This is a genomic window from Streptomyces sp. NPDC030840, assembly GCF_055572015.1.
Map to the genome: position 1 here is coordinate 99,411 of NZ_JBVIEE010000008.1, position 12,531 is coordinate 111,941.

At 70.1% G+C, this 12,531-nt stretch carries 8 protein-coding genes; 4 read left to right on the forward strand and 4 right to left on the reverse strand.

Annotation, left to right across the window (positions count from 1 at the left end):
- Positions 1-29: 29 nt before the first annotated feature.
- The 3 genes from purF to ACZ49J_RS19255 all read right to left on the reverse strand — a co-directional run bounded on the left by purF (position 30) and on the right by ACZ49J_RS19255 (position 7,057).
- Positions 30-1,439 (reverse strand): amidophosphoribosyltransferase, encoded by a 1,410-nt coding sequence (gene purF, locus ACZ49J_RS19245; protein WP_467449411.1) that lies wholly within the window; start codon positions 1,437-1,439, stop codon positions 30-32.
- Between the two features lie 126 nt (positions 1,440-1,565).
- Positions 1,566-2,369 carry a thioesterase II family protein gene (locus tag ACZ49J_RS19250; RefSeq protein WP_467449412.1) on the reverse strand — a complete coding sequence of 268 codons (804 nt, stop codon included), beginning with the start codon at positions 2,367-2,369 and terminating at the stop codon, positions 1,566-1,568.
- On the reverse strand, positions 2,366-7,057 hold the full coding sequence (locus ACZ49J_RS19255) for a non-ribosomal peptide synthetase (RefSeq protein ID WP_467449413.1): 4,692 nt from the start codon (positions 7,055-7,057) through the stop codon (positions 2,366-2,368). Before ACZ49J_RS19255 ends, ACZ49J_RS19250 begins: the two co-directional genes overlap by 4 nt.
- Positions 7,058-7,381: 324 nt before the next feature.
- Here ACZ49J_RS19255 and ACZ49J_RS19260 point away from each other — a divergent pair, with 324 nt between their 5' ends.
- The 3 genes from ACZ49J_RS19260 to ACZ49J_RS19270 are packed head-to-tail and all read left to right on the forward strand — an operon-like array spanning position 7,382 to position 11,151.
- A complete protein-coding gene (locus tag ACZ49J_RS19260) occupies positions 7,382-9,013 on the forward strand; it encodes a (2,3-dihydroxybenzoyl)adenylate synthase (RefSeq protein ID WP_467449414.1) in 1,632 nt (543 codons plus the stop codon).
- 55 nt (positions 9,014-9,068) lie between these two features.
- Positions 9,069-10,496, forward strand: a complete 1,428-nt coding sequence (locus ACZ49J_RS19265; protein WP_467449415.1) for a salicylate synthase — start codon at positions 9,069-9,071, stop codon at positions 10,494-10,496.
- Positions 10,489-11,151, forward strand: coding sequence for a TetR/AcrR family transcriptional regulator (locus ACZ49J_RS19270; RefSeq protein ID WP_468349535.1), 663 nt, complete (start codon positions 10,489-10,491; stop codon positions 11,149-11,151). Before ACZ49J_RS19265 ends, ACZ49J_RS19270 begins: the two co-directional genes overlap by 8 nt.
- Before the next feature lie 26 nt (positions 11,152-11,177).
- On the opposite strand, the gene ACZ49J_RS19275 is transcribed toward ACZ49J_RS19270, so the two are convergent.
- A complete protein-coding gene (locus ACZ49J_RS19275; RefSeq protein ID WP_467449418.1) occupies positions 11,178-11,786 on the reverse strand; it encodes a TetR/AcrR family transcriptional regulator in 609 nt (202 codons plus the stop codon).
- A gap of 199 nt (positions 11,787-11,985) precedes the next feature.
- On the opposite strand from ACZ49J_RS19275, the gene ACZ49J_RS19280 reads away from it, so the two are divergent.
- Positions 11,986-12,378, forward strand: a complete 393-nt coding sequence (locus ACZ49J_RS19280) for a hypothetical protein (RefSeq protein ID WP_467449420.1) — start codon at positions 11,986-11,988, stop codon at positions 12,376-12,378.
- The last annotated feature ends 153 nt before the right edge of the window (positions 12,379-12,531 follow it).

Consider the following 12,531-nt stretch of genomic DNA (forward strand, 5'->3'; position numbering starts at 1 on the left):
ATGGGACGAGCCGATGTACGGCGGGGCGGTCACCGCGGGTGCACCGTGGATTCGTCCGCGAGGTTCACCGCGGTGGGGAACCGGCCGTCGAGACAAGCGGTGCAGTATGTGTCGGAGGTACCGCCTACCGCGTCGAGCAGCGCGTCGAGCGGCAGGAACTCAGCGCTCTCGCAGTTCAGATGAGCCGCCAGCCGGCCCGAGGGCACTTCGGCGCCGAGCAGCGTGTCCCCGCGTCCGGTGTCGATGCCGTAGAAGCAGGGCCACCGGTGTGGTGGGGAGGCGATGCGGAGATGGACGGCACGCGCCCCCGCCGCACGGAGCAGGGCGACGACCGTGGCCATGGTGGTGCCCCGCACGATCGAGTCGTCGACGAGGACGACGGTGCGTCCGGCGACGGCGGAGGATACGGCGGTCAGCTTCTGCCGGACAGCCGCATCGCGGCGGGCTCGATTACCCGCGATGAACGAGCGGCCCACCCCTTCGTGCCGCAGAAGCCCCTGCACGGTGGGCAGCCCCGCCTGCCAGGCGTAGCCGTCGGCCGCCACCCGGGCGGTGTCGGGCACGGCCACCACGACATCGGCGTCCTGGGGAGGAGGCGCGCAGCGGGCCAGTGCCCGGCCGGACGCGTATCGTGCCTCGTACACACTCCGGCCGCCGATGCGTGAATCGGCGCGGGCGAAGTACACGTGCTCGAAGAGACAGGTCGCACGCCGTGCCCCCGGCACGTCGAGTCGGCTGCTGCGGATGCCGTCGCTGCCGACCTCCAGCACCTCGCCGGGTTCCAGTTCCCGGACGAACGTTCCTCCCACCGCGCTCACCGCGGCGGATTCCGAGGCCAGGAGCCAGGTGTCCGCCAGCCGGCCCAGACACAGGGGGCGGAACGCCTGCGGGTCGCGGACGCCGTACATGTGGTGGCCGTCCATGAGGACGAGCGAGTACGCGCCCGTGATCGCGGGAAGGACGTGGCGCAGGGCCTGGGACAGGGTTACGGCACCACTCTCCATGGCCGAGGCCAGCAGTGCGCCGAGTACGGCGGTGTCCGTGGCCCCGGCGGACAGCCCGAGCGCCGCCCGGGCTCCCTTCATGTTCACGAGCGTGCCGTTGTGCGCCAGCGCGATGGCGCCGCCCGGCCCGCCCGTGACGATCGGCTGGGCCAGCTCGCCGTCGAGGCCCGCGCCGCCGGACGTCGCGTACCGCACGTGTCCGATGGCGCCGGACGCGGCCCTCAGCGCATGCGGCTCCGAGTCCGGGAAGACGTCCGTCACCCGGCCGGGTCCGGCATGGCGTTGGATGGCCGGGCCTCGGCGGACGGCGATGCCCGCACTCTGCTGGCCCCGGTGCTGGAGTGCGATCAGCAGGGTGCGCAGGACCGGGGTGGCCGGGCCCCAGGCACCGGCCACGCCGCACGACTCGCGGGGCTTGTCCAGTGGATCCGTCACCGGGAACCGCCGTTCCCCGGTGTGCGCTCCGCCTCGTTTCCGTCTGGGCCGAGCCCGCTCACACGTCCTCCATGAACATCGGTCGGATGCTGATTGCCGGTCCTGGGTCGCACGACAGCTTCGCTGTCAGGGTGTCGAGGCCGAACCGCCGCGGAGGTCACCACGCACTCCCAGGGTGGTGAGCAGGTAGGCGATCACCTGGGTCCGGCGCTCGGTCAGATAGAAGTGACCGCCCCGGAAGGACCGCAGCGAGAAACTCCCGGTCGTGCACGCCTGCCACTCCTCGGCGAGCCGGTGGGGCACCTCGGGGTCGTGGCTGCCCACCAGGGCGGTCGTCGGGCAGGAGAGCGGAGGCCCCGGGCGGTAGCGGTAGCGCTCGATCAACCGGTAGTCGCCGCGGATGGCCGGCAGCAGTGCGGCACGTATCTCCGGGTCGTCGAACAGCGTCGGGTCCGTGCCACCGAGCTGGGCCAGGTCCCTCACCAGGGCTTCGTCGTCACGCGGCTCGACGGACGAGGCGGAAGCCGCGGTGAAGGGAGCGGGACGCGCCGAGAGGAACAGGTGGTGCACGAGGTCCGGGGACCGGTGGTCGAGACGGCGTGCCACTTCGAAGGCGACGGACGCACCCATGCTGTGCCCGAACAGGACCAGCGGCACGTCGGCGACTTCCGCGACGGCCTCGCCGAGCGGGTCGGCCAGCAGTTCCATCCGGTCCACAACAGGTTCGTCCAGACGGTCGTCGCGGCCGGGGTACTGAACGGCGAGCAACTCCACTGTGGCAGGCACCTCCCTCAGCCACGGGTAGAAGAAGCGGGCCGATCCGCCGGCGTGGGGGAAGCAGATCATGCGCAGCCGCGGGCGGCGCCGGGGCCGGGGGCACCGCAGCCACTTCTGTGCGAGTCCGGTGAGCCCGGTGACCGTGCTCTTCATCGAAGCGGCTCCTCCGTGTCGGCCTGCCGCAGTCGTTCGGCGACCGCCGCGAGAGTGGGGCGGCGCACCATGGTCCGCAGCAGTTCGTCGAAAGAGATCGCACCGGCCGCGGGCACCTCCTTGCGGAGGCGGCTGATGAACTGGGCGACGAGCAGGGAGTCCCCGCCGAGTTCGTAGAAGTCGTCGTCGCGTGTGACACCGTGCACGGCGAGCAGTTCCTCCCACATGCGAGCGAGGCGGAGTTCGAGCTCGTCCAGTGGCGGCGCCGACCGCACCGCGTCCTCGGGGCGGGCGTCGGAGACCCAGGTCAGGACGGTCTTGCGGTCGACCTTGCCGTTGGCACCGAGCGGCAGGGCCTCCACCGACTCGATGTGGGCGGGGATCATGTACTCGGGCAGCTGTGCGGCGAGGTGGTCGTACAGGTCCTCCAGATCGATGTCCGCCTGGTCCCGTTTGAAGGTGGCCGCTATCAGGTGCTGGCCGAACGAGCCCAGGTCCCCGTCGCGCTCGGGGAGTACGACGACCGCCTGCGCGCCTGCCTCTGTGAGCACGGTGCACCACTCGTCCACGCCGAAGAATGTCTGGTCACGCCCCCGGCGCCGGTCGTTGAAGTCGCCTTCCTCACCTGGCGTGTCGCTCTCGAGTTGGATGAGGAACTCCATCCAGGTCATCAGGTCGGGCCGGTCCACGGTCAGCTCGGTGAAGACCAACCAGCCGCCGGGCGCGAGGAGTCCCCGCAGCCCGGCCAGCGCCGTGTCGATGTCCCGTGCGTTGTGCAACGCGTTCGCGATCACGATCAGGTCGAAGCTCTGCGGTCGCAGGCCCTGGCTGCGGAAGTCGGCGTTGAGGTCGAACAGGCCGTAGTGCAGCCATGGGTGGGCGGCGAAGCGGGCGCGTGCTTCGTTGAGGAAGAAGTGCGAGACGTCCGTGAAGAGGTAGTCGGGTTCCACGCCCGTGCTCGAGGGAAGCGCCGCGACCATCTGGTCCGTGGTGGCCCCGACGCCGGCTCCGGCTTCCAGGACGCGTAGGGGGCGCCCCGGTGCGGCGGCCGCGGTGAGGGCGGCGGCGAAGGCGGCCGCGGCACGGTTGAGATACCGCATGATCGCGTTGTCCGCGTACAGCGCCCGTGCGGAGTTCAGCTCACCGTCGGGGAACAACAGCCGGACCTGGTCCAGCTCTCCGCGCAACAGCTCGGGCAGGTGCCGCATGCTCTGCGTGAGCAACCGCACCACGGGCGCGGGCCACAGGGGTGCGCACCCGTCGGTCTCCAGCTGCTGCAGTTCCTTGGCGAGCAGCCCGGCGTCGGCCGGCATGAGACGCGAGTAGCGGCCCGTGGCTGGGTCCTGGCGTACCAGGCCCTCGCCTTCGAGCGCCGTGAGCCAGCGCCGGACGATGCGGTGGAATCGCGAGGGCACCCCTGCGCGTCGCACCGCCTGTTCCGCTGTGGGCGGTTCAGCGCCCGGTGGGAAGGCTCCCAGGGTGCGCAGCGCGGCCGCCATGGCGGTGAAGGCGACGTGGTTCAGTCGCCGGAGCTGGGCCTCGACGTTCCCGAGTCCGGCCCGCTCCACGGCTCGGACGCCTGCCGCGTGGGCCGCTGTGGCGAGCCGGTCGGCGACATCGGCGACCGGGGCGGCGTCCTCACGGCGCCTGCCGGTCACCACGGCGGCGATACGCCGGTTCGCCGAGTCCGCGCCGTCCACGACGACCGCCGCCGTTCCGACGTCCGGGTGGGAGAGCAGCGCGGCCTCGATCTCCGCCAGTTCGATCCGATGTCCGCGCACCTTGACCTGCGAATCCTCACGACCGAGGAACTCGATGGTGCCGTCCGGCAGGTAGCGTCCCAGGTCGCCGGTCCGGTAGAGCCGTTCGCCGGTGGCCGGACGGACGACGAACCGCTCGGCGGTGCGCTGTTCGTCGCCGAGATACCCCATGGCGACGCCGATGCCTCCGATCCACAGCTCGCCGGGCACGAGGTCGGGGCGATCACGTAGAGACGCGTCCAGCACGTGGAAGGTCTGGTTCGCCAGCGGCTTGCCGTAGGGGATGCTGCGCCACCCGGGGGGCACCTCGCCGATCGGGTGGTAGATCGACCAGATCGCCGCTTCGGTGGCGCCGCCGAGGCTGATCAGCTCAAGGCCGGGACATCGACGGCGTACGGCGTCGGGAAGGTTCACGGGGATCCAGTCTCCGGACAGCAGGGCCAGCCGGAGCGTGGGAAGCTTCAGCTCCGGTTCGCTCTCCATGAAGTGCTGGAGCATCTGGAGCTGGGCCGGCACCGAGTTCCACACCGTGACACCGTGCCGGGCGACGAGCTCCGCCCAGTGCGAGGGATCACCACGCCGTTCGGGGTCGGGCAGGACGAGGCTGCCACCGGCCGCGAGCAGGCCGAAGATGTCGTACACGGACAGGTCGAATCCCAGAGCGGCGAGGGCGAGCCCGCGGTCCGCGTCGGTGATTCCGAACCGCTGGTTGATGTCCATGACGGTGTTCACCGCGCTGCGGTGGCTGATCATCACGCCTTTGGGACGGCCGGTCGACCCCGAGGTGTAGATGACGTAGGCGAGATCGTCTCCGCTCGCCGGCGAGGAGGACAGTTCCATCGCGGAGGCCGGCGGTTCCAGGGTGTCGACGTCCAGCGTGTGGGGCTTGCTGGGAATGCCCGTTGCCGCGGCCGACCGGGAGTGCGTGAGCACCACGCGAACCGCCGCGTCGGCCAGCATGATGTCGCGCCTGGCCGGAGGCTGGTTGGTGTCCACCGGCAGGTAGGCGCCGCCTGCGAGCAGGATGCCAAGGACGGCGACGACCTGTTCCCAGCCCTTGTCGAGGATGACGCCGACCGGCTCACCGGGCCGTATCCCGTGCCCCCGCAGTTCCCGTGACACGGCCAGAGCACGCCGCAGGAGTTCGTCGTACGTCATGCGTCCGTCCGTGCCCCAGCGCAGCGCGATGCGCTGCCCGTGCAGGAGCGCTGTCTCCACCACGGCGTCGTGCAGCAGCCGTCCGGGCTCGGCTGCCCGGGTGTCGTTGACCCGTTCCCGGACGGAACGCTGCCCGTCGGGCAGCAGAGCGGGCACGGGGGACGACCACGCGTCGTCCGTGGTGGCGAGGTTCCGCACGAGTCGTTCGTAGGCGCCGAACATGGTGTCCATCAAGCCGGGCGGGAACAGTTCCTCCGCGGCGTCCCAGGCCAGCAGCAGCCCCCCGGCGTCCTCGTACACCTGGTGGTCGAGCCACACCTGCGGGGTCTGGGAGACCATCCAGCCGAACTCACCGAGCGTGCTGCGGAACTGCTCGCCGATGAACTCGGATCCGATGTTGCTGGCGAACACGACGGGAGCGGCCGCCCGCTCCCCGGGCCGGGCGCGTGCCAGATCGCGCAGCACCTCGACCGCCGAGTACTCGGCATGCACCACGTCGCGCTGGAACTGACTCTGCAGCCGCCTGGCGTGGTCGACGAACGGCGCCTCGTCGGACGTGTCCGCGGTCACCAGCACGAGGTTGGTGAAGTCGGCGACCAGTGCACCGACGTCGGGATGCAGGGGCTGCCGGTCGAAGAGGGGGAGGTTGAGGGCGAAGCACTGCTGGGAGCTCCAGGCTCCCAGGACCTCGGCATAGGCGGCGGCCAGCGCCATGGCGGGGGTCACCGCGTGCGCGCGGGCCCGTCGCGAGAATCCCTCCCACGCGTCGGGCGTCAGCCTGGCGAGTCGACGGGCGAACCGGGGCCGCTCCACCTGATCCGGGTCCACGGCCAGCGGCAGTGCCGGCCCGCCCGGCAGGTCGGGGAGTCGGCTCTGCCAGTAGGTGCGGGCCTTTTCCTTGGAGGCACTGCGTCGTGCGGCGAGATCGGTCAGATAGCGGTGGAAGGAGTACGGAGTTCCCGGCGCGGAATCGGACTCCGCAGCCGGCTGCGCGTAGTACAGGGCCATCTCGGCGAGCAGCTGCTGGATGCTCAGCACGTCGGCGACGAGCAGGTCGATCCCGACATGGATCCGGGTGGTCCCTGCGGGACACAAGGACAGCTGAACGTCGAAGACATGGCCGGCGAAGACGTCGAACCGGCGATGGGACAGCTCTTCCCGCACCTCGAGCAAGGCGCGTTCCGTCGCGTGAGCGGACAGCTCCCGCAGGTCGTGCACGGTCAGCCCGGGCCATGGCGAGGTGGGCGTCACCCGCTGCGTCCCGTCGTCCCCGAACCGGGCCCGGAGCATTCCGTGGCGTGCCACGAGGGTGCGCACGGCGGCTTCGAGACGGTCGGCGCGTACGTCGCGACCGTCGAACTCCATGTACGCGTGGCATCCGTTGCCACCGAGGGGCTGGCCGTCCCGGCGCCCGATCCAGTACGCCTGCTGCACCGGGGTGAGCGGAAAGGCGGCCTCTTCGTCGCTGTTCACCCCGGTCGGCGTGTCCCCGCCGTCGGTGCGATGACCGGTCTCCGGCGCCGGGGTGCCGGCGAGGCGCTCCGCGAGCAGTCTCGTCCAGGCCTCGATGGTCGGTTCCCTGGCCAGCTCTTCGTAGTCGACCTCGGCTCCGGCGGAGCGCCAGCGTCCGACGAGCGCCATGGTGCGGATCGAGTCGAGCCCGTGCGAGATCAGGTTGTCCGCGTCGGCCAGGGCGTCGGGCGGGAGGCCCAGTACCTCGGACACGGCTGTGCGGATCTGGCGCGCTGCGTCGGGTGCGTGGTGCGTCATCGCTGTCCTCTCTTCGGTGCTTCACCGACAGATTTGCAGGCGATTTGTGAATGGACGCGGATGGGAAATTCGTCGCCTCAGAGTAAGAGGTTGATGCGGCGCGATCAAAGGAATGTGCTCAAAGGGATAGTACCCGTCTGGGGTATGTCCGACTTGTCTGTCATAGGCAGATAAATACCACTGGAAAACGGGCACTCATTGCTGCTGCTTTGCCGATTGTTTACCTTCTCATTATTGACCTGGGGCATTCGATGAACTCCTATACTTTACGACCGAGTAAGAGTTTGGTTCGCGGGTAAGAGTTGATTTAGGGGTGGGTTGTTCATGGACTTCGTTCCGTGGCCCGAGGAATTCGCCGAACGGTACCGAAGTGCCGGCCACTGGCAGGGACGGCCGCTGGGCGAACTGCTGCGCCGCACGGCGGACGAGCGTCCCGAGGCCCGGGCGCTGCTCGCCGACGACCTCATGTGGACCTACGCCGAGCTGGACCGCCGCAGCGACCGGCTCGCCGCCGGACTGGCGGACATGGGCGTCCGGGCGGGTGACCGAGTCGTGGTCCAACTGCCCAACGTCCCCGAGTTCCTGACGCTGCTGTTCGCCCTCTTCCGGCTCGGTGCCCTGCCCGTTCTCGGGCTGCCGGCCTATCGCAGAAGCGAAGCCGTGCATCTGTGCCGGAGCACGGACGCCGTCGCGTACGTCATCCCCGACACGGACCCGCACGGCGGCTTCGACTACCGGGAACTGGCCGCCGAAGTGCTGTCCAAGTCCCCTTCATTGCGGCACGTGTTCGTCGTGGGCGAACCCGGACCGTACACGGACCTGCGCCATGTCGACGCCGCCCCGCGCCCGCTGCGCGCGCCCGACGCCGGCGCACCGGCGCTGCTCCTCGTCTCCGGCGGCACCACGGGTCTGCCGAAGCTGATCCCCCGGACCCACGACGACTACCACTACAACCTCCGTGCCAGCGCCGAGGTCTGCCGTCTGGACGAGCGCAGTGTCTACCTCGCGGTTCTTCCCATGGGCCACAACTTCCCGCTCGCCTGCCCCGGCGTTCTCGGTGTGCTGCACGCGGGCGGCGCGGTCGCCCTGTCTCCCTCACCCAGCCCCGAGGTCGCCTTCGCCGCCATCGAGAAGTTCGCAGTGACCGTCACGGCAGTGGTGCCGCCGTTGGCCGCCCTGTGGTCACAAGCCGCTGAATGGAGCACAGCGGACATCGGAAGCCTGGAACTTCTCCAGGTGGGTGGCGCCCGGCTCTCCCCGGACGTGGCACAGCGCATCGGCCCGGCTCTCGGCTGCGAACTGCAGCAGGTGTTCGGCATGGCCGAGGGGCTGCTCAGCTATACACGGCGCGGGGACGACCCGGAGACCGCCGCCACCACGCAGGGGTTCCCACTCAGCCCCGACGACGAGATACGTATCGTCGACGAGGAGGACCAAGAGGTCCCGCCCGGCAGCGTCGGCAGCTTGCTCACCCGCGGCCCGTACACCCTCCGCGGTTACTACCGCGCACCCGAGCACAACCTCCGGGCCTTCACGGCCGACGGGTTCTACCGCACCGGCGATCTGGTCAGACGCACCGCGGAGGGTCGGCTCGTCGTCGAGGGTCGTGAGAAGGACCTGGTGAACCGGGGCGGCGACAAGGTCTCCGCCGACGAACTGCAGAACCATCTGCGGGCGCACCCCGCGGTCCTGGACGCCGCAGTGGTTCCCGTCCCGGACCAGTATCTGGGGGAGCGCACCTGCGCCTGCCTGATTCTGCGCGCCGGTCACGAGGAGGCCTCCGACCTGGCCGGTTTCCTCAAGAACCGAGGGCTCGCGGCGTACAAGATCCCCGACGTGGTGCAGATCCGCGACTCCTTCCCGCTGACGAGTGTGGGGAAGGTCGACAAGCGCGCGCTCGCCCAGGCCGTCGCCGAGCAGCTCGGCGTGGCGTGGCCGGACGCCACCTCCCGATGACCCCCCACCGCGCGACGGCGATCGGACCAGACCGTTGACGAACCGGAGGACAGCCATGGCCCAGCGGCAGCACTATGTCGAACACACCGTGCCGATCCAGGGCGGTGACCCCCTGCTCCTCACCGCCCGCCTGGCCCGCGGCGGCCCCTACGAGCACTACATGGTGTACGAGGGCAAGGACGAGTGGTGCTACGCGGCGGGAGCCGAGGCCGAGCTCACCCTCTCGCGAGATGGTGTCGTCCTGCTGACGGGTGCGGAACGGACCACCGAGCCGTGGACGGACGAACCGCTGCGGCAGGTACGTCGGCTGCTGGCAGGCCTGCCGCTCGCCGACTGGCGTGCCTACGGGTGGGCGTCGTTCGAGCTGTCGTACGCTCTCGCCGGCGTGCAGGACAAAGAGGGGACGTCGCCCGAGGAACCGCTGCTGCACCTGTTCATCCCCGCTGTGGAGGTGCGTTTACGCGGGGGAGAGGCACTCATCCGATGTACCGAACGGGCCGCGGCGGACAAGGTCCGTGCTGTGTTGGCCGGCCGTGTCCGCGGTTCCGGGCCGGTGCCGCCGTCCACGCTCCCTGTCGATGTCACGGGCCGCGGGCGGGACTCCTACCAGGAGGCCGTCTCCGCCGCGGTGTCCGCCATACGCAGCGGTGACCTGCGGAAGGTCATCCTCTCCCGGACCGTCGAGGTGCAGCAGGACATCGATGTGGTCGGCACGTATGTGACGGGGCGCCGGGCCAACAGTCCGGCGCGGTCCTTCCTGTTGAATCTCGGCGGGCTGCAGGCGGCGGGATTCAGCCCCGAAACGGTCGTCGAGGTGGCCGCGGACGGCACTGTCTCCACCCAGCCGCTCGCCGGCACACGGGCCCTGACTGGCGACGCCGACCGGGACGCGCGCCTGCGCTCCGAACTGCTCACCGATGCCAAAGAAATCTACGAGCACGCGATCTCCGTACAGGTCGCCTGGGACGAGATGCTTGCCGTCTGCATCCCGGGATCTGTGCGGGTGGAGGAGTTCATGCAGATCAAGCAGCGAGGCAGTGTCCAGCACATCGCCTCCCGCGTCACCGGTGGCCTCGCCGACCGCACGGAAGGCCCCTGGTCCGCACTCTCCGCCGTGTTCCCGGCCGTGACGGCGTCCGGCGTGCCGAAGATCGCGGCGTACGACGTGATCCGCCGTTACGAGGCGGAGCCACGGGGGCTTTACAGCGGCGCAGTCCTGACGGTGGGAAGCGAAGGCGAACTGGATGCCGCCCTGGTCCTGCGCACCGTCTACCGACGGGAAGGCCGCACGTGGTTGCGTGCGGGCGCGGGCATCGTCGGCGATTCCCTCCCGGAGCGCGAATTCGAGGAGACCTGCGAGAAGTTGCGCAGTGTCTCAGGACACCTCGTGCCGGCGAGCGGCTCGATGGCAGGGTCCGATGAGGCCGCGACGGCCGTCCTGGAGGAGGACGGGGGCGTTGCCGTAGGCTCCCAGCATGCGTAGGACCCCCAGCCGCACCGTGCAGCAGGGCGGCGTGTCCGCGTCGTCCTCCGACGCCTCCGGAGCCACTCGACGACGCGCCGACGCCGAGCGGAGCATCACCTCCATCGTCGCGGCCGGACTCGAGTGCTTCCGCCAGGATCCGAATGCGAGCATGACCGCGGTCGCGCGTGCCGCGGGCGTCAGCCGGGTGACGCTGTATGCGCACTTCCCCTCGCGTGAGGATCTGTTCGAGGCCGTACTCGGCTATTCCGTGAGCGAGGCCGACATGGCGCTGGAGGCCCAGGACCTGGACACCGGGCCCGCCGATGAGGCGATGGTCCGCATGGTGCGCTCCTGCTGGCGTCTTCTCGACCAGCATTCCTTCCTCGTGACCGCCTCCGCGGGCCTGGTCGGCGAGCCGCGTCGTCGTCGGCAGCACCGCAAGGTCCTGGAACGAGTGGAACGCCTCATCGCACGCGGGCAGGAGGAAGGCTATTTCCGCACCGACGTCCCCCGCACCTGGCTGGTCACGGTCTTCTACAGCCTGCTGCACGCCACGGTCACCGAGACCGAGGGGCGCCGTCTGCGGGCGAAGGAGGCCCCTTCCGTGCTGGAGCGCACCCTGCTCGCCGCGCTGAGGAACCCCGAGTCCCCGGTGGCCGGGCGCGAGCCGTGACGTCACGGCTCGCGCCCGGCGTGGGCTCATCTGCGGCCCGCGGCGGCGTCGATGGCCAGGATGAGCATGTCGAGCTCGGCGTCGAAGACCTGCGTCGACGACATCTCTCTGAGGTGATGAGCCGCGGCGCGTAGATGCGGATAGTCGCCGGATCCCTCTTCCTCGGCCAGGGCGAGCACACTGGCCTCGCGGTGGTTGTCGACGGGGTCACCGTGCAGTTCCCGATGAAGACGGCCCAAGACCAGGTCGACGAAGATCAGGTAGTGGCGCACCGCCTGGCGCTCGTCGAGGCCGGCGTCGGCGAGGACGGCCAGCACCGAATCGACGAGGTGCAGCGCGCCGGAACCGTGGTGGGCATGAACCATCAGTACGTCCACCATTCCGGGCCGAGCGGTCAGCTCCCGGCGCATGCTGTCGGCGATCGAGCGCAGACGCGCCTGCCAGGGCCCTTCGCCGGTTCCGTGTGGTACCAGGTCGTATTCGGCGATGGCGTCCATGACCAGGTCCACCAGCGCCTCCTTGTTCGGAACATGCCGGTAGAGAGCCATGCGAGAAGCGTTCAGACGCGCTGCGAGCCGCCGGATGGTCAGCGCCTGCATACCTTCCTCGCGCGCGATTTCCAGGCCGGCTGCCACGATCTGCTCTCGGCTCAGACTGCCCCACGCGCGTCGTTGAGGTGCCGCCTCCTTGGCCTCGGCGGTCCTGCCACCCGAAGAACTCATGAGGGAACCGTACGCGAGGCACTTGCGGACGCGTGTCCGCAAGACTTAGGTTCACCTAACCAGGCTCGATGGCGACGTGCTGGCGCCACGCTCCGGCGGCGAGGGGAGAAGGATGTCTGTCGAATGGTCGGCATGGCCCCGGGTGGAGATTCGTGCGGCGGGCCTGCCGCACGGCGAGGCCCGCGCACTTGTCATTCAGGCCCTTGACGAAGCCCTGGGGCGGGGAGTGCCATTCGCCGCCATGGTGGAGATGCCTCCCGGTGTCCCGGGTGGCTCGCAAGAGGGTGACGCGGTCGAGCAGGTCCGCGCCGTGCGCCGGTTGCGCCCCGGCCTGGCCGAGCGCTGCCGCGGACTGGCGTTCGTGATGCCGACCGGGGACCAGGAGGCGCGGGCCAAGGTGATCCGGTCGGGTGACAAGGTGTGGGGCTGTCCCACCCTGGCGGCCGAGCGCCCGGTCTCGGCCCGGGCGTGGCTCGACGGGCGCCTCGGACAGGGCGGTTCCTGATGTGGATCGTGGCCGGGATCACTGCCCTGGTCGTCGCGCTCCGACGCAGGTCGCGCGCTCGCGCGGATCGCAGGAGGGAGGCATCCCTCGCACAGTCTCCGCCAACGAACGCGGAAGAAGCCGGACGGCTGTGATCGGGCTGGCACGCGTGGG